We start from the raw sequence: 21,646 nt of genomic DNA on the forward strand, positions 1-21,646 counted from the left end.
GTCATTCGGGGCCTTCGCCGGGTCGGCGATCCCGGACAGGCTGAGCCTCTATACCCGCCGTCATCCTGACGAAAGTGAGGATCCAGAGCCAGGAGCGCTGTGGCCTGTTACCCTGGATCCTGACGTTCGTCAGGATGACGGGAGGGGGCAGGGTGGATGGTGCGGAGCGACGGAAGGGTGCGTCATCCCTCCCACCCCGTCACGTCAGACGATCTCGAACAGGCCCGCGGCGCCCATGCCGCCGGCGGTGCACATCGAGACCACCACATAGCGGACGCCGCGCTTGCGCCCTTCGATCAGTGCGTGGCCGACGAGGCGCGAGCCGGTCATGCCGAAGGGGTGGCCGACCGCGATCGCGCCGCCATTGACGTTGTACTTTTCGGGATCGATGCCGAGATGGTCGCGGCAATAGAGGCATTGCGACGCGAACGCCTCGTTCAGCTCCCACAGGCCGATGTCCGCGACGGTCAGCCCGGCGCGGTCGAGCAGCTTGGGGATCGCGAAGACCGGGCCGATGCCCATTTCGGCGGGATCGCAGCCCGCGGACTGGAAGCCGCGATAGATACCGAGGATCTCCTTGCCCTCGGCCTCCGCGGTCCGGCGGTCCATCAGCAGCTGTGCGGAGGCGCCGTCGGAGAGCTGGCTGGCATTGCCCGCGGTGACGCTGGTCCCCGGGCTGGAGAAATCGCCGCCCGGCCAGACCGTCTTGAGCCCGGCGAGCGCCTCCGCAGTCGTGCCCGCGCGGATCCCCTCGTCCTGGGTCAGCGTGACGTGCTCGCTGCCGGTGCGCGCGCCCTGCTTGTCGAACAGCGCCTTCTCGACGGTGATCGGCACGATCTCCTCGGCGAACGCGCCGCTCGCGAGGCCGGCGGCGGCGCGCTGCTGGCTCATCGCGGCATAGGCGTCCTGCGCCTCGCGGCTGATGCCATATTTGCGCGCGACGATCTCGGCGGTCTCGATCATCGGGATATAGGCGGCGGGCTCGCGCGCGGTGACGCTCTGGTTGACGTAGCGCGGCGCGTCCTTCGTCACGGTGTAGCTGATCGATTCCATCCCGCCCGCCAGCGCGACATCGGCCTCGTCACAGATGATCGTGCGGGCAGCGAGCGCGACCGCGGTCAGCCCCGAGCCGCATTTGCGGTCGAGCGTGACCGCGGGAACCGATTCGGGCAGGCCGGCGGCGAAGAGCGCCATGCGCCCGGCGTTGCCGCCTTGAGTCCCCCATTGGTTGCCGACGCCCCAGAACACCTCGTCGATGCGCGCGGGGTCGATCCCGGCGCGCTCGACCACCGCGTTCATGACGTGCCCGCCGAGCACCGGTGCCTCGGTCGCGTTGAACGCGCCGCGATAGGCTTTGCCGATGGCGGTACGGGCAGTCGAGACGATGGCGGCTTCACGCATGCTTGGACCTTTCGAGGACCGGGTATGGTCAAGCCTCGTCTAGGGATTCGGTCCGGCGTTGGAAAGGGCCCGGCGGGCGAGGCGCGCCTGCCAGAGCATCAGCAGCGGCACGACGAGGATTTCCATGCCGAGCCCCAGCACATGTCCGCGCGACGGCATGCCGACATCGATCAGCGAGACGAGCCGCGCGAAGCCGCCGACCACGATCAGCCCGCCGAGCAGGCGGAAGCGCGGGCCCTTGGTCTCGATGTGCGGAATGCAGCTGAGAAAGCCGAGCCCGGTCGCGAAGAAGATGCCCGAGATATAGCGGAAATGGCTGTCGAGATCGCGGGGCACGTCGGCGAGGTGGCCGAACGGCGCGGGGCCGTGGACGATCCCCTGACCGCCGACGAGCAGCGGCAGGAGGCAGGCGAGCGCGACGACGCCCTGCAGCAGGCGGTGTTCGAGCGTCATGTCAGCTTGTCGAGCAGTTCGGGGTTGTCGAGCAGTTCGGGGCGGATGCGGAAGGCGACCAGCGAGATCCGCACCTCGATCATGAAGCTGGCAAAGGCGGCGATCAGCAGGATCATCGCGAGGATGAACGAGACCGCGACATAGGTCCCGAAGTGCAGCTTGGCGAGTTCGGCGATGAACAGCAGCGCAATGACGATACAGGTCATGATCGCGCTCGACACCGCGAGGAAGAGCGAGGCGTTGATGATCGTCATCCGCCGGTCGAGCAGCCGCAACTCCCAGATATGGCGGATGCGTTCGGGCCCCGCGCTGCTGGGATGGAGCTTTTCGAGCTGGCGGGCGCGGTCGATCACGCGCGAGAGGCGACCGGCGAGCACGTTGAGCAGCTGGCCGATGCCCGCGAGCATGAAGACGGGCGCAAGCGACAGCTGGATCGTCTGCGCGATCGTCGAAACGGCGGGAAGGGGTATCATCCTGATCATCATGCGGAATAACCGCGCCGGAGGGAAGCCAATCCCGCCCCCGCCCTGAAGCCCCGCGGCGACGGGTGCGATCCTGCACTACCTGGTAAGGGATTGCTGCTAGGGGGCGTGAGATGTCGAAGCCGATGCTCCTGTCCGACCGCGTGCCGGTGCCACCGAGCGCGCAGGCAAGCGTGGTCGAGGGCCTGAGCATCGCGATCGACGCGGTCGCCGCGCGCGCGGCGCCGAGCCACCGGTTCCTGCGCTATGGCTGGTATGCGGCCGCGCTGAGTGCCTATGGCGGCCGTGCGAAGACCTTGGTGGTCGAGGAGGACGGCGTCGCGGCGATCGCGTTGCCGTTCGTCGCGCTCGGCCCGGCGTGGCTGCGGCTGGCGACGGTGCCGGGCTGTTACTGGCCGTTCCGCAGTTTCGGCATGGCGATGGGGGCAAGCGAGGCGGCACGCGCGGCGGCGCTGCGCGGACTATCTGTGCAGTGCAACGGCCTGCGGATCGGCCCGGTTCAGGACGGCGATCCGGCGGCGGACGCGCTGATCGCGAGCGCGCGGGGGGCGGGCTGGTGCGCGATCGACCGGCATGTCGGCGACGCCTGGGTGCTCGACCTCGTGCCGAGCGTCGATGGCGAGCGCTGGCCGCGCAACTCGACGCTGCGCAAGAACCGGTTTCACGAAAAGCATCTGGCCGAGCATGGCGCGCTCGACTGGCAGGCGCTGGCGGGGGCGGACTGGCCGGCGCGGTTCGCCGATCTGGGCGCGGTCGAGCAGACGAGCTGGGTCGCGCAGGAAACCGATCGTCGCGACATGAAGTTCACGACCGACGGCCATCTCGCCTTCTGGCAGGCGGCGGCGGTCGATCCGGTGCTGGCGGGGATGTTCCGCGCGGCGCTGCTCCGCGTCGACGGCGTGCCCGCCGCCTTCTCGTTCGACATCGATACGGGGACGCTGATCTATGCGATCGCCAACAGCTACGACCCGCGTTTCGCCAAGCATTCGCCGGGCAAGCTGCTCTACTGGCGCAACCTGGTCGCGGCGATGGCGCGCGGCGCGACCAGGGTCGACTGGGGCGCGGGCGACAGCGGCTACAAGCGGGTGATCGGCGCGACGGAGGGCGCGCCGATCCGCGACTGGCTGTTACTCAGGCCCGGGCTGCCCGCGCTCGCCGGTCGCGCGCTGGCCGGTTGGTGGCGGCGCAGCGGCGGGCGCTAGTCGCGGATATAGCGGAAATACCAGACCTCATGGCCCTGGCGCCGGGCTTTCCGCTCATAGCGCGTCTCGGGCCAGTCGTCGGGGCGGGTCAGGAAGTCCTGCGGGGTGCGCGCCTGCCAGGTGAAGTCGCGGCGCTGGTCCATGATCATCATCGACCAGCGGCAATAGGTCGGATCGTCGGTGCCGAGCCGGAATTCGGCGCCGGGCTTCAGCTTGGCGGCGATCGTGTCGAGCGGACCGTGATTGACCATGCGCCGCTTGGCGTGCCGCGCCTTGCGCCAGGGATCGGGGTGGAGGAGGTAGAGCCGGTCGAGGCTGGCATCGGGCAGCCGCTCGATCACCTCGAGCGCGTCGCCCATATAGAGCCGGACATTGGTCAGCCCGCCGTCGCGGATATGGCCGAGCGCGCCGACGACGCCGTTGAGGAACGGTTCGCAGCCGATGAAGCCGACATCCGGATTGGCCGATGCCTGGCCGGCGAGATGTTCGCCCGCGCCGAAGCCGATCTCGACATGCAGCGGGCGGTCGTCGCCGAACAGGGTGGCGGCGTCGACGATCCCCGTCTCGGGAACCGACAGACGCGGGAGCATCTCCTCGACGAGCGCGGACTGGCCCTGGCGAAGCTTGTGGCCCTGGCGACGGCCATAGAGGCGGCGAATGGTGGCGGGATCGTTCATCGCCGCGCGCTCTAGCGGTCGATTGCGCGGGAGCAAAGCACGTAGCGGTCCGTTACAAGGCCGTAATGGCCGAAAACAGCACCACCACGTCGGACACCGGGTCCGCACCCGAGGGGCCCGAGCAGGACGTCGAGGACCTGAAGGCGGCGGACGCGGGCGATCTCCACCGCGCGGTGCGCGAGGCGGGCGAGGACGAACTCGCGCGCCCGGGGGTTTCGCTGTTCTTCTCCGCGCTCGCGGCGGGGCTCGCGATCACTGCGTCGCTGGTCGCCGAGGGCGCGCTCCACGCCGCGCTGCCCGATACGCCGTGGCGCGAGCTGGTCGTGTCGCTCGGCTATCCGGCGGGGTTCCTGGTCGTCATTCTCGGGCGGATGCAATTGTTCACCGAGAGCACGATCAGCGCGATGCTGCCGCTGGTGACCACGCCGTCGCGCTGGGCGCTGCGGCGGACGTTGCGGCTGTGGGGCATCGTGCTGGGCGCCAACCTGCTCGGCACCGCGCTGACCGCGGCGGCGATCGCGGGCGGCGTGCTGGGCGGGGCGGAGCTGCGCGAAGCGATGATCGCGGTGTCGATGCGGATCACCGAGCTTGGCGCCTGGGCGACGTTCGTCAACGCGATCCCGGCGGGGTTCATGATCGCGATCCTCGCCTGGTCGCTGCCCAATGCGCGCGGCGAGGCGTTCATGGTGATCTTCGCGGTGACCTATGTGGTCGCGATCGGCGGGTTCAGCCATTCGATCGTCGGATCGGACGAGGCGTTCCTGCTGCTGTTCACCGGGCATGTCGACCTGGTCCGGACCTTTGCCGGACTGTTGCTGCCGGCAATCATGGGGAATCTCGTCGGTGGTGCGGGAGTGTTCGCGCTGCTGGCGCATGCGCAGGTGCGCGGCGAAATGCGACAGAAGGACTGATGATGACGGGCAAGAGCAAGAGTGCGGCAGCCAAGATCGCCGAGGCCGACCGCAAGGCGACCTACAAGCTGGCCGAACACCGCGACGCGCCGGTGGTGAAGGCGACCGGCTTCCTCGCCGAGGTCGCCGACCAGCCGCAGCTGATCGCGACGTCGATCGGCACGCTGGTTATCGGGCTGGTCGCGCGGCGGCCCGACCTGATCCGCGGCGGCGCGCGGATGCTTGCCTCGCACCTGGCGGCGACCGCGGCGAAATCGGTGATCAAGCATTCGGTCGACCGGACGCGGCCGGGCCATGCGCTCGACACCGGCAAGGCGCGGTTCGAGACGGGCGACAGCCAGGACCACAAGCAGACGTCCTTCCCGTCGGGCCATACCGCGGGCGCGGTCGCGGTCGCGCGTGCGGCGTCGCGCGATATCGACGGCGCGGCGATGCCGTCGGCGCTGGCGACGGTCGCGGTGGCGGCGGCGCAGCCGGTCAACGGCAAGCATTATCTGTCCGACCTGGTCGTCGGCGCGGCGGTCGGCTGGATCGCCGAGGCGGCGGTCAGCGCACTGTTCGACCGTGTCGCGCCGGTCGTCGAGCATGTCACTGAAAACACGGAAAGATCCGCGGATCACGACCCCGCGACAGTGCCGAACGGGGTCGAGGGAACCGTTTCGTCAGCGTGACGGTTTGGATGGCCTCACAAGAGGGATTTATACATGAAGACCATTGCTACCGCGCTCATGCTCGCAACGCTGACCATTCCGCTCGCAGCCTGTGGCGGCAAGGGTGACGACAAGCTGGGCAGCCAGGTCGAGGGCGCCGCGGAGAACCGCGCCGACGCGCTCGAGGCGGCTGCCGACAATCTCGAGGATCGCGCCGAGGCGGTTCGCGATCAGGGCGAGAAGCAGGGCGAGGCGGTCGACGACGCGGACGTGAACGCCGCCGCGATGTCGAACGAGCAGAAGGCGGCCCTCGTCAACGGCAGCGCCGCGCTGCGCTAAGTACAATGATGCCGTCCCCGCCGATTCGGGCGGGGGCGGTATCGTCGGCGGCGCCTGGGGCCGACCGACGATGTTGGGGGGGATGCATGATGATCAACCGGCGCCGGCTCGAAACGGGCGGATTCCTGATATTCCTGGTGGTGATCACGATCGCGCTCGTCGTGGTCGTCTGGTCGTACGCCCTGGCGCTGCTGTGGGCGGCGCTCGCCGCGATCCTGTTCCAGCCGCTGTTCCAGCGTCTGCTGGAGCGGATGCCGACGCGTCGCAACACCGCCGCTGCGCTGACGCTGCTGATCATCCTGTTCGCGGTCGTCGTGCCGAGCATGATCATCGGCGGGATGATCGTCGACCAGGCGGGCACGGTGTATACCCGCATCCAGAATGGCGAGATCAATTTCGCCGCCTATTTCAACCAGGTGCATGATGCGTTGCCGACGCGTCTGCAAACGCTGCTCGACAAGGCCGGGTTCGATTCGATCGAGCGGATCCAGGCGCGACTGTCGCAGACGATGGGCAACAGCGTGCGGACGATCGCCAGCCAGGCGCTGTCGATCGGGCGCAACGCCGCCGCCTTCCTGCTCGCCTTCGGTATCGCGCTGTACGTGATGTTCTTCCTGCTGCGCGACGGCGAGACGATCGGGCCGAAGATCTGCGACGCGCTGCCGCTCGAGCGGTCGGTCACCGCCGCGCTTGTCGACAAGTTCGTGTCGGTCGTGCGCGCGACGATCAAGGGCACGGTGATCGTCGCGCTGGTCCAGGGCGGGCTGGGTGCGGCGACCTTCTGGATCGTCGGGCTGCCGGCGGCCCTGCTCTGGGGCCTGCTGATGGCGCTGACCTCGCTGCTGCCCGCGCTCGGGCCGGCGATCGTCTGGGTTCCGGTCGCGGTCTATCTGCTCGCGACCACCGCGATCTGGCAGGGGCTGGTGGTGATCATCTCGGGCGTCGTCGTGATCGGTATGGCGGACAATATCCTGCGACCGATCCTGGTCGGGCGCGACACGGGGATTCCCGATTTCGTCGTGCTGGTCACGACGCTGGGCGGGATCGAGCTGATCGGCCTCAGCGGCATCGTCGTCGGGCCGCTGGTCGCGGCGCTGTTCCTGGCGTCGTGGCAGATCCTGACCGAGCAGCGGCATCGGCAGCGCGCGAGCGCGCCGCTGGTCGGCGACGCGGCGGGGGCCGACCGGTCGCCACCCGGCTGATCGCGACCCGATCCTGCGTAGCGGACATGAAAAAGCCTCCCCCGGACGGTCCGGGGGAGGCTTTTCTGTATCGCCTATCGGGCGAGGTGCTTCAGGCGGTTGCCGCCTTCAGCTTGTCGACCAGATCGGTGCGCTCCCAGGTGAAGCTGTCACCCTCGGGCTCGCGGCCGAAATGGCCGTACGCCGCGGTCTTCTTGTAGATCGGCGCGTTGAGCTTGAGGTGCTCGCGGATGCCCTTGGGCGTGAGGCGGACGAGCTTGGGCAGGACCGCCTCGAGCTTGGCCTCTTCGACCGTGCCGGTGCCGTGCGTGTCGACATAGACCGACAGCGGCTCGGCGATGCCGATCGCGTAGCTCAGCTGGATCGTGCAGCGGCGGGCGAGCCCGGCGGCGACGACGTTCTTCGCCAGATAGCGCGCGACATAGGCGGCCGAGCGATCGACCTTCGTCGGATCCTTGCCCGAGAATGCGCCGCCACCATGCGGGGCTGCGCCGCCGTAGGTGTCGACGATGATCTTGCGGCCGGTGACGCCGGCGTCGCCGTCAGGGCCACCGATCTCGAACGCGCCGGTCGGGTTGATGTAGATCGCGGTCTCGTCCGAGATGAAGCCCGCGGGCAGCACGTCGGTGAACACGCCCATGACATAGTCGCGCAGCTCGGCGTACTTGGCCGGATCAGGGTTCTTGCCCTTTTCCGAATAGCCCGGTGCGTGCTGGGTCGAGACGACGAGCGCGGTCGCACGGACCGGCTTCTCGTTCTCATAGGCGAGCGTCACCTGGCTCTTGGCGTCGGGCTCGAGGAACGGGGCTGCGCCCGAATGGCGATCGGCGGCCATCCGCTCGAGGATCTTGTGGCTGTAGTAGAGCGTGGCGGGCATCAGGCCCGGCGTCTCGTCGGTCGCGTACCCGAACATGATGCCCTGGTCGCCGGCACCCTCGTCTTTGTTGCCGCTCTCGTCGACGCCCATCGCGATCTCCGCGGACTGGCCGTGGAGATTGTTCTCGAAACGGAACTCGTTCCAGTGGAAGCCCGACTGCTCGTAGCCGATTTCCTTGACGGTGTTGCGGACGGCCGCCTCGATCTCGTCGAGCACGCCATCGGCCCACTGGTCGTTCTCATAAATGCCCTTGCCGCGGATCTCGCCGGCGAGGACGACGAGCTGCGTGGTCGTCAGCGTCTCGCAGGCGATACGTGCCTGCGGATCCTTGGCGAGGAACAGGTCGACGATCGTGTCGCTGATCTGGTCGGCGACCTTGTCGGGATGGCCTTCGGAGACCGACTCGGAGGTGAAGAGAAAGGACTTGCGCATGAAACCTCTTCGCAAAAGGCCCGGCGGTGGGGCACCGCGGAGCATCATATAAGGAAAGCTTTATATGTCCTTCTAGCGTTCGCGGCGGCGCAGGGCAACGGCCAAGGCGATCATCGCCGCCATGACCAGCCCCGCCGCCAGATTGCCGAGCCGCGCGAACAGCGTCACGGGCAGCGCGGTCGGCATCGGCAGCTCGGCCGCACCTGCGATCTCATGCGCGACGGTGGCGAGCAGGCGGCCGTCCGCGGCGATGATCGCGGAGATGCCGGTCGGGGTGGCGCGGACGATCGGCAGCCCCTCCTCGATCGCGCGCATCCGCGCCTGGGCCAGATGCTGCGGCGGGCCCCAGCTGCCGAACCAGGCGTCGTTCGAGGGGTTGAACAACAGCCGCGGGCGGTGCGCGCGGTCGACCGTCTGGCCCGAGAAGATGATCTCGTAGCAGATCTGGATGCCGATCGACCCGAAGCCCGCAAGCGTCAGATTGCCCGGCCCCTCGCCCGAGGTGAAGTCGATGTCGCCGGGGACGAGCCGCGCGAGCCCGAGCGGTTTCAGCAGCCACGGCATCGGCAGATATTCGCCGTAGGGGACGAGATGCGCCTTGTCGTAGCGGCCGCGCAGCCGCGCCTGTGCGTCGATCGCGAACACCGAATTGGTCGCGCCCGCGATCCGGTCCTCGCGGTCGAACGACAAAGACGTGCCGCCGGTCAGCAGGATGTCGTCGGGGCCGAGCAGCCGCGCGATCCGGCGGCGCAGATAGGCCGGGCTCGACCAGTCATAGGCGTAGAAGGGATAGCCGTCCTCGAGATAGTCGCGCACCACGCCTTCCGGCCAGACGACGAGGCGGGGGGTGGCGCCGGGGGTGCCCGACAGCTTTTCGAGTGCGGACAGGACGCGTTCGCCGTCCGATTCGCTGCGATCCTCCTGGCCGATATCGGGCTGGACGACGCGGACGCGCGGGGCATTGGCGGGGGCGGCGGGGGCGTCGGTCCACAGCGCCGACATCGCGGCGAGCGCGAGCAGGGGCACGACGATCGCGGGCATCGCGACGCGGCGACGGCTGAGCATCCACAGCGATCCCGCCGCGACGATCGTCACCCCCGACAGCGCATAGGTGCCGATCCAGGCGGACAGCCGCGCGATGCCGATCGCGGGCAGCCACATCACCCCCAGCGGATCCCAGGCATAGCCGGTGAACAACACGCTGCGCAGCCACTCGGTCGCGATCCACGCCGCGGCGAAGACGAGGATGAAGGCGGGGTCGGGCGTCGCGGTCGCGCGGCGTCCGAACCGCCAGGCGAGGCCTGCAGCGACCATCGGGAAGATCGCGAGATAGAGCGCGAGCCCGACCGCGGCGAAATAGCCGAGCACCGGTGGCATCGCGTCCTGAAAGTCGAACGCGTGCTGGAACCAGTTGTTGTTGACGGTGAAATGCCCGAGCCCGAACAGCCAGCCGCGCCACAGCGCCTGGCGGAACGTCGGTGCATCGTGGACGAGCGCAAGCCACGCGGCGACTGCGACCAGCGCGAGCGGCCAGAGATCGAGCGGCGCAAACCCCGTCGCGGCGATCGCGCCGAGCAGGACGCAGGCGAGCGCGGGGGAGGTGAGGGCGGCGCGGGCGGGAGAGCGGGTCACGCCTGCGCTATGGCGTGGCGGCGGGGGGCGGGCAATATCTGAGGCTGCATCTGACGTGGCGGTGGGGCGGGAGAGGGGGGCGGGGCTGGTGCGGTGGGGCGTTTTCGTTGGCATCGACACCAACTCCTGAATCTACCCCCACACATGACCACCCCGGCGAAGGCCGGGGTCCAGCTGGGAAGGTCGCCGTGACGACGCGCAACCTTTAGTTATTACCGTCCCCCAACTGGGCCCCGGCCTTCGCCGGGGTGGTGCCATCTTCTTGCGGGCGGCTGGTAATATATCGACAATTAGCATCGTGCAGGCCGCATCCCTTGCACCTCCCCGGCGAAGGCCGGGGTCCAGGTGGGGAGGTCGCAGTGACGACGCGATGTCCTTTGTTACCACCGTCCCCCAACTGGGCCCCGGCCTTCGCCGGGGTGGTGCCATCTTCTTGCGGGCAGCTGGTACTATATCGACAATTAGGATCGTGCAGGCCGCATCCCTTGCACCACCCCGGCGGAGGCCGGGGCCCAGGTGGGAAGGTCGCAGTGACGGCGCGCTGTCCTTCGTTACCACCGCCCCCCAACTGGACCCTGGCCTTCGCCGGGGTGGTGGAGAGGAATGGGGGCGGTACTTGAGCGGCAGACGGTCGGCGGGCATCGCATAGCGAGGGCGGGGTGACGCAGGGGATCATCCGCTCTATCCTGCCCGCATGACGCTGCGCCCCTTTCATCTCGCCTTTCCCGTCCATGACCTCGCCGCCGCGCGGGCCTTTTACGGGGGGACGCTTGGCTGTCCCGAGGGGCGGTCGAGTGACCACTGGATCGATTTCGACCTGTTCGGGCATCAGATCGTCGCGCATCTCGATCCGGCGGCGAAGGCGATCGCGGTCGAGAATGCGGTCGACGGGCATCAGGTGCCGGTGCCGCATTTCGGCGTCGTGCTGACGATGGACGACTGGACCAGCCTGTCCGAGCGGGTCGCGGCGGCGGGGGTCCGGTTCGGGATCGCGCCGCATGTCCGCTTCAAGGGCGAAGTCGGCGAGCAGGCGACGATGTTCTTTTGCGACCCCAGCGGCAACGCGCTCGAGTTCAAGGCGTTCGCACAGGACGCGATGCTGTTCGCACACTGAGGATCAAAGAATGTCCAATCCCATTTCGGTCGATATCCCCCACAAGCTCGGCAAGGCGGGGGTGCGCTCGCGGCTCGACAGCGGCATCGACACGATCGGATCGAAGATCCCCGGCGGATCGGTGACCGATCGGCGCTGGGAAGGCGATACACTGCACTTCACCGTGAGCGCGATGGGGCAGGTGATCGGCAGCAAGGTCACGGTGTTCGAGGACACTGTCCATGCGATCGTCGACCTGCCGGGGCTGCTCGGGCTGTTCGCAGGCAAGGTGCAGGACATGATCCGCAAGGAAGGGCCGAAGCTGCTGCGCTGAGGGTTTGCGCGGCTTGATGCCGCCCCGCCCGTCATCCTGACGAACGTCAGGACCCAGAGTTACACACGACGCGCTCGTGATCCTGGGTCCTGACTTTCGTCAGGATGACGGGGAAGAAGGCACTTACTTCGTGCTGACGCGCCAGATCGTGTTGCCGACGTCGTCGGCGACGAGCAGCGCGCCGCTCTTGTCGGTGATGACGCCGACCGGGCGGCCCTGTGCTTCGCCATCCTTGTTGAGGAAGCCGCCGAGCACGTCGACGGGCTTTGCGTTCGCCGCCGGGAAGCCGGTGTCGCCGAACGGGATATAGACGACCTTGTAGCCCGAGAGCGGCTTGCGGTTCCACGAGCCGTGCTCGCCGACGAACACGCCGTTGGTGAAGCGGTCGCCGAGTTTCGCGTCGCTCGCGAAGGTCAGGCCGAGCGCGGCGACATGCGGTCCGAGCGCATAGTCGGGACGCTTGGCATATTGCTGGAGCGCGGGGTTCTTCGGCTCGACCCGATCGTCGGGATAGCCGCCCCAATAATACCAGGGCCAGCCGAAGTGATCGCCGAACTCGACCTGGGTCAGATAGTCGGGCGCGAGGTCCGAGCCGAGCATGTCGCGTTCGTTAACGACGGTCCAGAGCTGGCCCGATTTGGGGTTGATCGCCATGCCGTTGGGGTTGCGCAGACCGGCGGCATAGATCCGCCAGTTCTTGTCCTTCGGCCAGACCTGCAGGATGTTGGCGCGGTATTTCTCTGCGTCCATGCCGTTTTCGGCGATGTTCGACGCCGAGCCGACGCCGACATAAAGCGTCTTGCCGTCCGGGGCGGCGATCACGTTGCGCGCCCAGTGATTGCCGCCGCCGTTGAGCGGGATGACACGCTCGGGCTTGGCAGTGATCCGGGTCGCGCCCTCGGTATAGGGCACGCGGACCAGCGCGTCGGTGTTGCCGATATAGAGCTGGCCATCCATCAGCGTCATGCCGAAGGGCGAGTTGAGCCCGGTCATGAAGGCCGAGCGCGTCTCCGCCACGCCGTCGCCATCCGCGTCGCGCAGCAGCGTGATGCGGTTGGCCGAGGGCACGCCCGCACCCGCGCGGCCCATCAGGAAGTTCATCACCGTCGTGACGACGCCGGGACCTTTACGCGGTGGCGAATTGGTCTCGGCGACCAGCACGTCGCCATTGGGCAGGCGGTAGAGCCAGCGCGGATGATCGAGCCCGGCCGCGAACGGCTGGACCTTCATCCCCGCCGCCGCGGTCGGCATCGCGCCCTTGGGCCAGCCGACCGCCTTGGCGACGCCGATCGTCGGCAGCATCTGGATCCGCGGCGCGGTAATGTCGGGCCGCTTGCCGGTGACCTGGTTGACGTCGAGCCGGGCGGTATCGGGCCAGGCGAGCCAGGTGAACCCGGCGATCCCGACAAGGATGATCAGCCCGAGCACGATGAGGATGTGTTTGCGCATGCAGGAGAGTTAGGCGGGAGTGCGGGCGGGGGCAATGGCGCGATTGCGGTTGGGTATCCCGCGAGCTTCGTCATCCTCGCGGAGGCGGGGATCCAGAGCGGCAGGGTCTGCGTGCTGTCGGATGGTCAGCCGGTATGGGTTCCCGCCTTCGCGGGAATGACGTGCGGGGGGGGGCGGGTCGTGTCGGCCGACGCACCGCCCCCTTCGTGTCAGTCGTCGTCCTCTACCAGCACGACCGGGGGGTGGAGGCGGAGGCGGTTGACGCGGCGTTCGTCGGCTTCGGTGACTTCGAGCTTCCAGCCGCTCGGATGATCGACGCATTCGCCGATCTGCGGGACATGGCCTGCGAGCAGCGCGGCGAGACCGCCCAAAGTGTCGATATCGCCATCGACCTCGGCGAGCCGCGGGTCGATCAGTTCGGCGGCATCCTCGAGCTCGGCGCGCGCGTCCGCGTCCCAGGCCCCGCCGTCGATCGGCGTCATCAGCACCTGCGGCGCGTCGTCATGCTCGTCCTCGATATCGCCGACGATCTCCTCGATCAGGTCCTCGAACGTGACGAGGCCCTCGGTGCCCGAATATTCGTCGAGCACGATCGTCAGATGGACGTGCTTCTGGCGCATGTCGGCGAGCAGATCGAGCGCGCCGCGCGACATCGGTGCGTAGAGCGGCTCGCGGATCAGCCCGGCGAGCGTCGTCGGATGCTCGGCGCCGGTCGCGAGGATCGTGAAGACGTCCTTGATATGGACCATGCCGATGATCGTATCGAGATTGTCGCGATAGACCGGCAGGCGGCTGTGGCCGGCCTCGGCGAACAGCTTGACGAGGTCGGCGAACGACGTCTCCTCCTCGACCGCGATGATGTCCGCGCGCGGCACGCCGACATCGCCTGCGTCCCGCTCGCTGAAATGCAGCAGGTTGCGGACCATCTGGCGTTCGAGCGGGGTGAGATCGCCCTTGGCATCGGGGGCGGGATCGCCCTCGTGCCGGTCGATCGCATCCTCTAGCTGATCGCGCAGCGATTCGTCGGGGGCACCGAAGATCAGGCCTTTCAGCCCGCGCCAGATACTGTCGGTACTATCGCCGTTTCCGGCATTGGGGCCATCGGCCATCGTGGTCGTCAGTCCTCTGTGATGAGATAGGGATCGTGGAGCCCGAGCGCGGCGAGCGCGTCGCGTTCGATCTGCTCCATACCCTCCGCCTCGTCGTCGTCCATATGATCATAGCCTAGCAGATGCAGCGTGCCGTGCACCATCAGATGCATCGCATGATCCTCGACCGAGATGCCGCGCTCCGCGGCTTCCGCGACGCAGACGCCGTGCGCGAGGATGATGTCGCCGAGCAGCACCTCGCCATCGTCCGAATTCTGCGCGATCGTCTCGAGCAGATCGGCCTGGACCATCGGGAAGGACAGGACGTTGGTCGGCTTGTCCTTCTGGCGATATTGCTTGTTGAGCGTGTGGACCTCGTCGTCCGACGCGAGCCGGAACGAGATCTCGACCGTGGCGGCGCCGGTCAGCAGCTGGCCGTGCGGGGTGCGTTCGATCGCCGCGGTCGCGGCGCGCTGGGCAAGGCCGTCCCAGTCCTGGTCGGGCCAGGGAGCCTCCGAAGAGAGCGCGATTTCGAGCATGCGGGTCCTTCCGGCGGAAACGTCAGGACGAAATCATTACACAGGTGGCAAAGTTCCGCACCCCTTACGGTATGCGGATGGCCCGGCGGCTATCCCGGCATGTCCGGAACAGCCGCGCAGGGATCACGCGTCGCTGCCCTCATAGGCTTCGACGACGCGGCCGACGATCGGGTGGCGGACGACGTCGCCGACGGTGAAGCGGCACATCGAGATGCTCTCGACCCCCTCCAGACGGCGGACCGCATCGGCCAGACCCGAGGCGGCGACGCCGCCGGGGATGTCGACCTGCTTGGGATCGCCGCAAATCACCATCCGGCTGTTCTGACCGAAGCGGGTGAGGAACATCTTCATCTGCGCGGGCGTGGTGTTCTGCGCCTCGTCGAGGATGACGAACGCGTCGGCCAGCGTGCGGCCGCGCATGAAGGCGATCGGCGCGACCTCGATCTCGCCGCTCGCGATGCGGCGTTCGACCTGCTCGGCGGGGAGGCAGTCGTAGAGCGCATCGTACAAGGGACGGAGATAGGGATCGACCTTCTCCTTCATGTCGCCGGGGAGGAAGCCCAGCCGCTCGCCCGCCTCGACCGCGGGGCGCGACAGGATCAGGCGCTGGACGCTGCCGGTGATGAGCTGCTGGACCGCCTGCGCGACCGCGACATAGGTCTTGCCGGTGCCTGCTGGCCCGAGCGCGAAGATCATGTCGTTGTTGGTCAGCTCGCGCATGTAATGCGCCTGTGCCGGCGTGCGCGGGACGATCGTCTTCTTGCGCGTGCGGATCATGATCGGCGGAGCAGCGCCGCCGCCGGCATCGGCGCGGATGATGCCTTCGAGCACGGGTTCGTCCGCCATCGCGATCGACGCGTCGACGAGGCCGGTGTCGACATCCTCGCCGCGCTGGATCCGGGCATAGAGATCGTGGAGCACGTCGCGCGCCTTGGCGACCTGTTCCGCGGTGCCCTCCAGACCAATCTTGTTGCCGCGCGCGGTGATGTACACACCGAGGCGGTTTTCTAGCGCTACCAGATTCTGGTCGTACTGGCCGAAGAGCCGGACGAGGAGTTGGGGCTTGTCGAACAGCAGTTCGACTCGGGCGCGGTCACCGGACTGGGCGGGAACGGGTTTACGGCTCATGCGGTCCTTTCGGGGGCAGACGTGTCGGATCGGTGATCGGGTATGGTCGGGCCGGCACGCATCACGCCTGGGATGGCGTTCGACCAGAGATGAGCATGGGAGCCCGCGCGTTCAAGCGGCACCGGGGCGCCTGGCTGGCGATGATTCGAGTCGCGTGGGCGAAGCTGCATCGGGGGCGAGTGTGGCAGGGGATTCGGGTGGGGGACAGCGGTAGTTTCGGTGTGGTGTGCGAAGGCTGGGGGGCGTTGCCTGAAAGCCTCAGCGGGTGGGGCGAGGCGCGCGATTCCCACGATCACCATGCCACTCCGGCGGAGGCCGGGGTCCAGTTGGGAAGCTCGATGTAACGGGGGATCGTCCGTCGTTATTTCCGTCCCCCAACTGGGCCCCGGCCTTCGCCGGGGTGGTGGTAAAAGGTGGGGCAGTTTTCAGGCGGCCTGGGCGATGCGTTCCACGCCGGTCAGCGAATTGGGGCCGGCGGCCGCGAGCGTCACCTCCACCAGGTCGCCGATCGCATGGTCGCCGATCAGGTGGACCGATTGCAGCCATGGGGACTTGCCGATCAGCTGGCCGGGGAGCTTGCCGGGGCGTTCGAGCAGCACGGTGCAGGTGCGGCCGACGGTGGCGGCGTTGAACGCGTGCTGGTCGCGGTTGAGCGCGGCCTGGAGGCGCTGGAGGCGCTCGTCCATCACCGTCTCGGGCACTTGCTCGGTAATCGCGGCGGCGGGGGTGCCGGGGCGCGGGCTGTATTTGAAGCTGTAGGCCTGCGCATAGCCGACCGCGTCGACGAGGCTCAGCGTGTCCTCGAACTCGGCGTCGGTCTCGCCGGGGAAGCCGACGATGAAGTCGCCCGACAGCGCGATGTCGGGGCGCACCGCGCGGACGCGGTCGAGCAGGCGGAGATAGGAGTCGCGCGTGTGGCTGCGGTTCATCGCCTTCAGCACGCGGTCGCTGCCCGCCTGGACGGGGAGGTGGAGGAACGGCATCAGGCTCTCGACGTCGCGGTGCGCGTCGATCAGGCCCGGCGTCATGTCGTTGGGGTGGCTGGTCGTGTAGCGGATCCGTGCGAGGCCGGGGATGCGGTCGAGGTCGCGGATCAGGTCGTGGAGGCCGCGCCCCTCTGGAGTATTGGCGTCCTCGGACCAGGCGTTGACGTTCTGGCCGAGCAGCGTGATCTCGCGCGCGCCGGCGTCGACCAACGCCTTCGCCTCGTCGACGATCGCCGCGAAGGGGCGGCTGATCTCGGCGCCGCGCGTGTAGGGGACGACGCAATAGGTGCAGAACTTGTCGCAGCCTTCCTGCACGGTCAGGAACGCCGAGGGCGCGACCTTGCGGCGGGTCGGGAGCGCGCCGAACTTCGACAGCAGCGGCATGTCGGTGTCGAGCGACGGCGTGCCCGCGGCGGCCTTGGCGACGAGGTCGGGGAGGTTGTGATAGGCCTGCGGGCCGACGACGACGTCGACCTTGGCGCGGGTGAAGATCTCCTGCCCCTCGGCCTGTGCGACGCAGCCGGCGACCGCGATCATCGGCGTCTTGCCGTTCTTGCGCAGCTGGTCCTTGCGCAGCCGGCCGATATCCGAATAGACCTTTTCGGTGGCGCGTTCGCGGATGTGACAGGTGTTGAGCACGACGATGTCGGCGTCGACCGCATCGGCCTGGGTCAGCCCGTCGGCGGCCATCAGTTCGGCCATGCGCTCGCCGTCATAGACGTTCATCTGGCAGCCGAACGACTTGACGTGATAGGTCTTGGGTTTCGAGGTCATGCGCGCGCCGTACCAAATTTGTGTGCGTGGGGGGAGGGGCGTCTTCGGGGGCGGTATCCGAGAATGCCACGACATCAACTATGTGCACCTCCCCGGCGGAGGCCGGGGTCCAGTTGGGGGGCGTTGCTGACTTAGGGCAACGCTTCGTTACTGCGGCCTTGCCAACTGGGCCCCGGCCTTCGCCGGGGTGGTGTTGGGTTTGGGTGAGGGGGCGGTACCCTACTGCACCGCCCCGGCGGAGGCCGGGGGCCAGTTGGGGGACGTTGCTGACTGAGGGCAGCGCTTCGTTACTGCGGCCTTGCCAACTGGGCCCCGGCCTTTGCCGGGGTGGTGTTGGGGGCGGGGTGAGGGCAACGCGCTCTCCCTTACAGCGTAGTCATAGGGCTTCGATGCGGCGGCGGGCTTCGGTGGCTATGGCTTTGCGGTTGCCGTGGTCGGCGGGGGCGAAGGGCTCGGCGAAGTGCAGCGTCGCGACGAAGCTGCCGCGGCGTTTCAGGACGCGGGCGGCGTGGTGCTGGCCGGGTTCGTCGCCGACCCAGGCGAGCTCGTGCGTGGCGGGGCCATAGTCGATGCGGACCGGCTGGACGCGGACGCCGGGCGGGGGCGGGTCGAGCGCGGCGAGCAGCGCGGCCTTGAAGGGGAGGAGCGTGACGCCGTCGCCGGTCGTGCCCTCAGGGAAGAGCGTAACGGGCCAGTCGCGCGCGAGCGTGTCGCGAAGCTGCGCGATCTGCGCGGTCACCGCCATGCGATCGGCGCGGCTGACGAAGATGGTCGCGTTCAGCGTGCAGAGCCAGCCGACCAGCGGTACGCCGCGCAACTCGGCCTTGGCGATGAACGCGGTGCCGGTCGCGCCCGACAGCAGCAGGATGTCGATCCAGCTGAGATGATTGGCGACGAACACCACGTCATGGCGCAGCGGCGTGCCTACGATCCGTCGCCGCGCGCCGACGATCCGGCCGACCAGCCCGAGAAAGCGCGGCGGCCAGGGCGATCGCCGGCCGAACAGCCGCCACAACCCGTGGACCGGCAGCGCGAGCAGCAGCGCGATCAGCAGCGCCGCGAGCCGCGCGACGAGACGCAGGCGCCCGATCGGATCAGTCCTTGCGGGTCAGCGCGACGCCGTAGAGTTCCATGCGGTGATCGACGAGCCGGAAGCCGAGCTTCTCGGCGATCGCCTTTTGCAGCTGTTCGAGCTCGGGGTCGACGAATTCGATCACCTTGCCGCTCTCGACGTCGATCAGATGGTCGTGATGCGCCTCGGGCGCGGGTTCGTAGCGCGCGCGACCGTCGCCGAAGTCATGGCGGTCGAGAATGCCCGCCTCCTCGAACAGTCGCACGGTGCGATACACGGTCGCGATCGAGATGCCGGGGTCGATCGCCGAGGCGCGCTCATAGACCTTTTCGACATCGGGATGATCATCCGCTTCGGACAGGACGCGCGCGATGACGCGGCGCTGCTCGGTAATGCGCAGGCCCTTCTCGTTACAGAGGGCTTCCAGATCGATCTTGCGCGGCATGTGTCATTCCCTTGGTAAACCTCCATGTAGGCGGTTAACGCTGTTGCGAAAAGGGATAGTGACTCGCAATAAGCCTCAGCTACCGATCGCGCGCGAATAGGTGTGCGCGTCGTGCGCCACCCCCGACCGGCCACGGTAATAAGCGCGGCGTTCGCCGACCTTGGCGAAACCGTGCGCGGTGTAGAGTTGGACCGCGTCATTGCCCGCGCGCACCTCGAGATGCAGCGTGGCGACGTTCGCAGCGATGCAGTCGGCGATCACCGCGCCGACCAGCGCGGTGCCGATGCCGCGGCGGCGCGCATCGGTGGCGACCGCGATCAGCAACAGCTCCGCCTCGTCGAGCACGGTCCGCGTCATCGCGAAGCCCGCGGGCCGATCGTCGACAAAGGCGAGGACGAGCTGGATGCCTGGCAGCGCGAGTACGCCGAGGCACTGGGTGCGCGTCCACGCCTCGCCGTACGCTGGGTCGAACGCGTCGCCCATCAGCGCGTCGACGATCGCGAGGTCGCGCGCGTCGCCCGCGCGCAACACGACCGCGGATGCCGCGTCTTCGTCGGAGGGCGGGGGCACGGCGCGGGTCGCCATCAGCGCGGCACCGCCGGACGCACCGCGGCGGGCTTCGCATCGGGCGCGCGGCCGTAGATCGGGACGGGCGGCAGCGCGGTGAGCGTCTCGGGCAGCAGGATCGCGGCGCCCGCGTCGGGCAGCGCCTCGGTCAGGTCGAGATCATCGGCGAGCGCGGCGAGCCAGCGGACGCCATTGCCGACCGCACGCCGCCCCGCCAGCGCCGCGAGCGCCGCGTCGGGCTTCAGCGACACCATGTCGGTGCGCGGCGACAGATCGGCGGCAAAGCACTGCATGAAGACCTCGCCATGCCCGCCCTCTAAAACTACTGCAATATCATCGGTTAAGCGATCGTCGAATCCCGCCGCGGCGACCAAAGGCAGCGACGAGAAGCCGGTGACCGTCGCCGACCAGCCGAGCGCGAGGCCACGCGCGGCGGCGATGCCGACGCGGACGCCGGTGAAGCTGCCGGGGCCGACATCGACGAGGATGCGGTCGGCGCGGCCGCCGCCGGGCAGCGCGGCGATCATCGGCACGAGCCGTTCGGCATGACCGCGTCCGACGACGTCATGCGTCCGCGCGACGATCACGCCGTCATCGGCGAGCGCGACCGAACAGGCGGCGGTGGACGTCTCTATGATCAGCGTGCGCATATCGGTAATCCCTCTCCCCTCCGGGAAGAGGGCGTCATGTCAGGCGATGCTGTTGAACTTCGCGAAGTCGGGGCGTGGCGACCTGGCGAAGATCGTCGCGGGATCGCCATAGCCGAGCGTCGCGATGAAGTTGGTATGGACCGCGGGCGTGTCGGCGAAGAACGCGGCATCGACCTTGTCCGCGTCGAACCCCGACATCGGTCCGGTGTCGAGCCCGAGCATCCGCGCGGCGATGATGAAATAGGCGCCCTGCAGCGTCGAATTGCGGAAGGCGGACGCCGCACGCAGTTCGGCACTGCCCGTGAACCAGGATTTCGCATCGGCGTGCGGAAACAGCTCGGGCAGATGCTCGTGGAATTCGGTGTCCATGCCGATGATCACCGAGACTGGGGCGTTCAGGATCTTGGGCTGGTTCTGCGCGCTGCACGCGTCGGCAAGCTTCTGCTTGGACTCGTCGCTGACGCACCAGACCAGCCGCGCGGGCAACTGGTTGGCGGACGTCGGACCCCATTTCATCAGGTCCCAGATCGCGTGCAGATCGGCCGTCGCGACCGGGCGGTCGGTATAGCCGTTATAGCTGCGCGCCTCGCGGAAGATCGCGTCGAGCACGGCGTCGGGCTGGGGACCGCGCAGGCTCATCAGACGGCGCGCACTTCGGTGACTTCGGGGACGTAATATTTCAGCAGCTGCTCGATGCCGTTCTTGAGCGTCGCGCTCGACGAGGGGCAGCCGGCGCACGCGCCCTGGAGCTGGAGGAACACCTTGCCCTTGTCGAAGCCGCGATAGACGATGTCGCCGCCGTCATTGGCGACCGCGGGGCGGACGCGCGTCTCGATCAGGTCGCGGATCTGCGCGACGATATCGGCATCGGCGGGGTCGTCGGTCAGCACGGTGTCGTCGGACGGCACCGAGAAGCCAGCGCTCGCAGGGCGGAACAGCGGCATCGCGGCGGAGAAGTGGTCGAGCATGATCGCGAGCACGTCGGGCTTCAAATCCGACCAGGCGACGCCGAGCGCGGCGGTCACCGAGACGAAGTCGCGACCGAAGAACACGCCGGTCACGTCGCCGAGCCGGAAGATCGCGTCGGCGAGCGAACTCGCCTCCGCCTCCTCGGGGGTGGCGAAGTCGCGGGTGCCGGACTCCATGACGGTGCGTCCCGGCAGGAACTTCAACGTCGCGGGGTTCGGGGTGGATTCCGTTTCGATCAGCATGGGGTGCATGTGGCGACGGGGGGCGGAGGGATCAAGCAAACTCTTCTTTGCC

The 21,646-nt window shown here is 68.2% G+C and carries 24 protein-coding genes; 7 read left to right on the forward strand and 17 right to left on the reverse strand.

The genetic code is table 11. The features are described 5' to 3' along the window. Positions 1–204 precede the first annotated feature (204 nt). Genes IFT54_RS16250 through IFT54_RS16260 form a run of 3 tightly spaced genes read right to left on the reverse strand, consistent with a single transcriptional unit; the run spans position 205 to position 2,327 of the window. A complete protein-coding gene (locus IFT54_RS16250) occupies positions 205–1,401 on the reverse strand; it encodes a thiolase family protein (RefSeq protein ID WP_192071382.1) in 1,197 nt (398 codons plus the stop codon). Between the two features lie 39 nt (positions 1,402–1,440). Then, on the reverse strand, positions 1,441–1,854 hold the full coding sequence (locus IFT54_RS16255) for a DUF4345 domain-containing protein (protein WP_166746950.1): 414 nt from the start codon (positions 1,852–1,854) through the stop codon (positions 1,441–1,443). Further along, the gene (locus IFT54_RS16260) at positions 1,851–2,327 is read right to left on the reverse strand and encodes a DUF2721 domain-containing protein (protein WP_031440529.1); all 477 of its coding nucleotides are present in this window, start codon (positions 2,325–2,327) and stop codon (positions 1,851–1,853) included. The genes IFT54_RS16255 and IFT54_RS16260 overlap by 4 nt, the downstream gene beginning before the upstream one ends. Positions 2,328–2,449: 122 nt before the next feature. Between IFT54_RS16260 and IFT54_RS16265 the strand changes: the two genes are divergently transcribed. Further along, positions 2,450–3,538 carry a GNAT family N-acetyltransferase gene (locus IFT54_RS16265; RefSeq protein ID WP_192071383.1) on the forward strand — a complete coding sequence of 363 codons (1,089 nt, stop codon included), beginning with the start codon at positions 2,450–2,452 and terminating at the stop codon, positions 3,536–3,538. On the opposite strand, the gene trmB is transcribed toward IFT54_RS16265, so the two are convergent. Continuing rightward, positions 3,535–4,215, reverse strand: coding sequence for a tRNA (guanosine(46)-N7)-methyltransferase TrmB (gene trmB, locus IFT54_RS16270; RefSeq protein WP_056409132.1), 681 nt, complete (start codon positions 4,213–4,215; stop codon positions 3,535–3,537). The genes IFT54_RS16265 and trmB overlap by 4 nt on opposite strands. Positions 4,216–4,280: 65 nt before the next feature. Here trmB and IFT54_RS16275 point away from each other — a divergent pair, with 65 nt between their 5' ends. The 4 genes from IFT54_RS16275 (at position 4,281) to IFT54_RS16290 (ending at position 7,317) form a co-directional block, all read left to right on the forward strand. Next, a complete protein-coding gene (locus tag IFT54_RS16275) occupies positions 4,281–5,126 on the forward strand; it encodes a formate/nitrite transporter family protein (protein ID WP_192071384.1) in 846 nt (281 codons plus the stop codon). Next, positions 5,126–5,797, forward strand: coding sequence for a phosphatase PAP2 family protein (locus IFT54_RS16280; RefSeq protein WP_192071385.1), 672 nt, complete (start codon positions 5,126–5,128; stop codon positions 5,795–5,797). Before IFT54_RS16275 ends, IFT54_RS16280 begins: the two co-directional genes overlap by 1 nt. A 33-nt stretch (positions 5,798–5,830) precedes the next feature. After that, positions 5,831–6,115: a hypothetical protein gene (locus IFT54_RS16285; protein ID WP_042466252.1), complete on the forward strand. Its 285-nt coding sequence runs from the start codon at positions 5,831–5,833 to the stop codon at positions 6,113–6,115. Between the two features lie 89 nt (positions 6,116–6,204). Next, a complete protein-coding gene (locus tag IFT54_RS16290; protein WP_192071438.1) occupies positions 6,205–7,317 on the forward strand; it encodes an AI-2E family transporter in 1,113 nt (370 codons plus the stop codon). Between the two features lie 91 nt (positions 7,318–7,408). On the opposite strand, the gene metK is transcribed toward IFT54_RS16290, so the two are convergent. Together metK and lnt are read right to left on the reverse strand one after the other, a co-directional pair. Then, positions 7,409–8,626: a methionine adenosyltransferase gene (gene metK, locus IFT54_RS16295; protein WP_031395305.1), complete on the reverse strand. Its 1,218-nt coding sequence runs from the start codon at positions 8,624–8,626 to the stop codon at positions 7,409–7,411. A gap of 72 nt (positions 8,627–8,698) precedes the next feature. Next, positions 8,699–10,258, reverse strand: coding sequence for an apolipoprotein N-acyltransferase (lnt, locus tag IFT54_RS16300; protein WP_342354852.1), 1,560 nt, complete (start codon positions 10,256–10,258; stop codon positions 8,699–8,701). Positions 10,259–10,952: 694 nt separating this feature from the next. On the opposite strand from lnt, the gene IFT54_RS16305 reads away from it, so the two are divergent. Both IFT54_RS16305 and IFT54_RS16310 read left to right on the forward strand, forming a co-directional pair. Next, the gene (locus tag IFT54_RS16305) at positions 10,953–11,372 is read left to right on the forward strand and encodes a VOC family protein (RefSeq protein ID WP_192071387.1); all 420 of its coding nucleotides are present in this window, start codon (positions 10,953–10,955) and stop codon (positions 11,370–11,372) included. Positions 11,373–11,382: 10 nt separating this feature from the next. Beyond that, a complete protein-coding gene (locus IFT54_RS16310; protein WP_031438938.1) occupies positions 11,383–11,685 on the forward strand; it encodes a polyhydroxyalkanoic acid system family protein in 303 nt (100 codons plus the stop codon). A gap of 123 nt (positions 11,686–11,808) precedes the next feature. Here IFT54_RS16310 and IFT54_RS16315 read toward each other — a convergent pair whose 3' ends face one another. The 11 genes from IFT54_RS16315 to IFT54_RS16365 form a co-directional block, all read right to left on the reverse strand. After that, positions 11,809–13,134 carry a PQQ-dependent sugar dehydrogenase gene (locus tag IFT54_RS16315; RefSeq protein WP_056409142.1) on the reverse strand — a complete coding sequence of 442 codons (1,326 nt, stop codon included), beginning with the start codon at positions 13,132–13,134 and terminating at the stop codon, positions 11,809–11,811. A 209-nt stretch (positions 13,135–13,343) separates the two neighbouring features. Beyond that, a complete protein-coding gene (locus IFT54_RS16320) occupies positions 13,344–14,243 on the reverse strand; it encodes a hemolysin family protein (RefSeq protein ID WP_056409144.1) in 900 nt (299 codons plus the stop codon). Positions 14,244–14,251: 8 nt separating this feature from the next. Then, complete coding sequence (gene ybeY, locus IFT54_RS16325; protein WP_031393855.1) at positions 14,252–14,761, reverse strand: rRNA maturation RNase YbeY; 510 nt, start codon at positions 14,759–14,761, stop codon at positions 14,252–14,254. Between the two features lie 123 nt (positions 14,762–14,884). After that, positions 14,885–15,889, reverse strand: a complete 1,005-nt coding sequence (locus tag IFT54_RS16330; protein WP_056409148.1) for a PhoH family protein — start codon at positions 15,887–15,889, stop codon at positions 14,885–14,887. 425 nt (positions 15,890–16,314) lie between these two features. Then, positions 16,315–17,649: a tRNA (N6-isopentenyl adenosine(37)-C2)-methylthiotransferase MiaB gene (gene miaB, locus IFT54_RS16335; RefSeq protein ID WP_192071388.1), complete on the reverse strand. Its 1,335-nt coding sequence runs from the start codon at positions 17,647–17,649 to the stop codon at positions 16,315–16,317. A 376-nt stretch (positions 17,650–18,025) separates the two neighbouring features. Further along, positions 18,026–18,664: a lysophospholipid acyltransferase family protein gene (locus IFT54_RS16340; RefSeq protein ID WP_244649116.1), complete on the reverse strand. Its 639-nt coding sequence runs from the start codon at positions 18,662–18,664 to the stop codon at positions 18,026–18,028. A 79-nt stretch (positions 18,665–18,743) separates the two neighbouring features. Next, positions 18,744–19,166 carry a Fur family transcriptional regulator gene (locus IFT54_RS16345; RefSeq protein ID WP_031394622.1) on the reverse strand — a complete coding sequence of 141 codons (423 nt, stop codon included), beginning with the start codon at positions 19,164–19,166 and terminating at the stop codon, positions 18,744–18,746. Between the two features lie 75 nt (positions 19,167–19,241). Next, on the reverse strand, positions 19,242–19,751 hold the full coding sequence (locus IFT54_RS16350) for a GNAT family N-acetyltransferase (protein ID WP_166746943.1): 510 nt from the start codon (positions 19,749–19,751) through the stop codon (positions 19,242–19,244). Then, the gene (gene tsaB / locus IFT54_RS16355; RefSeq protein ID WP_056409152.1) at positions 19,751–20,383 is read right to left on the reverse strand and encodes a tRNA (adenosine(37)-N6)-threonylcarbamoyltransferase complex dimerization subunit type 1 TsaB; all 633 of its coding nucleotides are present in this window, start codon (positions 20,381–20,383) and stop codon (positions 19,751–19,753) included. Before tsaB ends, IFT54_RS16350 begins: the two co-directional genes overlap by 1 nt. Before the next feature lie 39 nt (positions 20,384–20,422). Further along, a complete protein-coding gene (locus IFT54_RS16360; protein WP_192071389.1) occupies positions 20,423–21,022 on the reverse strand; it encodes a malonic semialdehyde reductase in 600 nt (199 codons plus the stop codon). Continuing rightward, a complete protein-coding gene (locus IFT54_RS16365; protein ID WP_192071390.1) occupies positions 21,022–21,594 on the reverse strand; it encodes a NifU family protein in 573 nt (190 codons plus the stop codon). The genes IFT54_RS16360 and IFT54_RS16365 overlap by 1 nt, the downstream gene beginning before the upstream one ends. Positions 21,595–21,646: the final 52 nt, after the last annotated feature.

This window comes from Sphingomonas sp. CFBP 13714 (assembly GCF_014842205.1).
Lineage (GTDB): Bacteria > Pseudomonadota > Alphaproteobacteria > Sphingomonadales > Sphingomonadaceae > Sphingomonas > Sphingomonas aerolata.

Excerpts from the sequence above, each read along its gene's own strand:
- IFT54_RS16250 (WP_192071382.1), bottom strand. The coding sequence starts at position 1,401 with ATGCGTGAAGCCGCCATCGTCTCGACTGCCCGTACCGCCATCGGCAAA.
- IFT54_RS16255 (WP_166746950.1), bottom strand. The coding sequence starts at position 1,854 with ATGACGCTCGAACACCGCCTGCTGCAGGGCGTCGTCGCGCTCGCCTGC.
- IFT54_RS16260 (WP_031440529.1), bottom strand. The coding sequence starts at position 2,327 with ATGATACCCCTTCCCGCCGTTTCGACGATCGCGCAGACGATCCAGCTG.
- IFT54_RS16265 (WP_192071383.1), top strand. The coding sequence starts at position 2,450 with ATGTCGAAGCCGATGCTCCTGTCCGACCGCGTGCCGGTGCCACCGAGC.
- trmB (WP_056409132.1), bottom strand. The coding sequence starts at position 4,215 with ATGAACGATCCCGCCACCATTCGCCGCCTCTATGGCCGTCGCCAGGGC.
- IFT54_RS16275 (WP_192071384.1), top strand. The coding sequence starts at position 4,281 with ATGGCCGAAAACAGCACCACCACGTCGGACACCGGGTCCGCACCCGAG.
- IFT54_RS16280 (WP_192071385.1), top strand. The coding sequence starts at position 5,126 with ATGATGACGGGCAAGAGCAAGAGTGCGGCAGCCAAGATCGCCGAGGCC.
- IFT54_RS16285 (WP_042466252.1), top strand. The coding sequence starts at position 5,831 with ATGAAGACCATTGCTACCGCGCTCATGCTCGCAACGCTGACCATTCCG.
- IFT54_RS16290 (WP_192071438.1), top strand. The coding sequence starts at position 6,205 with ATGATCAACCGGCGCCGGCTCGAAACGGGCGGATTCCTGATATTCCTG.
- metK (WP_031395305.1), bottom strand. The coding sequence starts at position 8,626 with ATGCGCAAGTCCTTTCTCTTCACCTCCGAGTCGGTCTCCGAAGGCCAT.
- IFT54_RS16305 (WP_192071387.1), top strand. The coding sequence starts at position 10,953 with ATGACGCTGCGCCCCTTTCATCTCGCCTTTCCCGTCCATGACCTCGCC.
- IFT54_RS16310 (WP_031438938.1), top strand. The coding sequence starts at position 11,383 with ATGTCCAATCCCATTTCGGTCGATATCCCCCACAAGCTCGGCAAGGCG.
- IFT54_RS16315 (WP_056409142.1), bottom strand. The coding sequence starts at position 13,134 with ATGCGCAAACACATCCTCATCGTGCTCGGGCTGATCATCCTTGTCGGG.
- IFT54_RS16320 (WP_056409144.1), bottom strand. The coding sequence starts at position 14,243 with ATGGCCGATGGCCCCAATGCCGGAAACGGCGATAGTACCGACAGTATC.
- ybeY (WP_031393855.1), bottom strand. The coding sequence starts at position 14,761 with ATGCTCGAAATCGCGCTCTCTTCGGAGGCTCCCTGGCCCGACCAGGAC.
- IFT54_RS16330 (WP_056409148.1), bottom strand. The coding sequence starts at position 15,889 with ATGAGCCGTAAACCCGTTCCCGCCCAGTCCGGTGACCGCGCCCGAGTC.
- miaB (WP_192071388.1), bottom strand. The coding sequence starts at position 17,649 with ATGACCTCGAAACCCAAGACCTATCACGTCAAGTCGTTCGGCTGCCAG.
- IFT54_RS16345 (WP_031394622.1), bottom strand. The coding sequence starts at position 19,166 with ATGCCGCGCAAGATCGATCTGGAAGCCCTCTGTAACGAGAAGGGCCTG.
- IFT54_RS16350 (WP_166746943.1), bottom strand. The coding sequence starts at position 19,751 with ATGGCGACCCGCGCCGTGCCCCCGCCCTCCGACGAAGACGCGGCATCC.
- tsaB (WP_056409152.1), bottom strand. The coding sequence starts at position 20,383 with ATGCGCACGCTGATCATAGAGACGTCCACCGCCGCCTGTTCGGTCGCG.
- IFT54_RS16360 (WP_192071389.1), bottom strand. The coding sequence starts at position 21,022 with ATGAGCCTGCGCGGTCCCCAGCCCGACGCCGTGCTCGACGCGATCTTC.
- IFT54_RS16365 (WP_192071390.1), bottom strand. The coding sequence starts at position 21,594 with ATGCTGATCGAAACGGAATCCACCCCGAACCCCGCGACGTTGAAGTTC.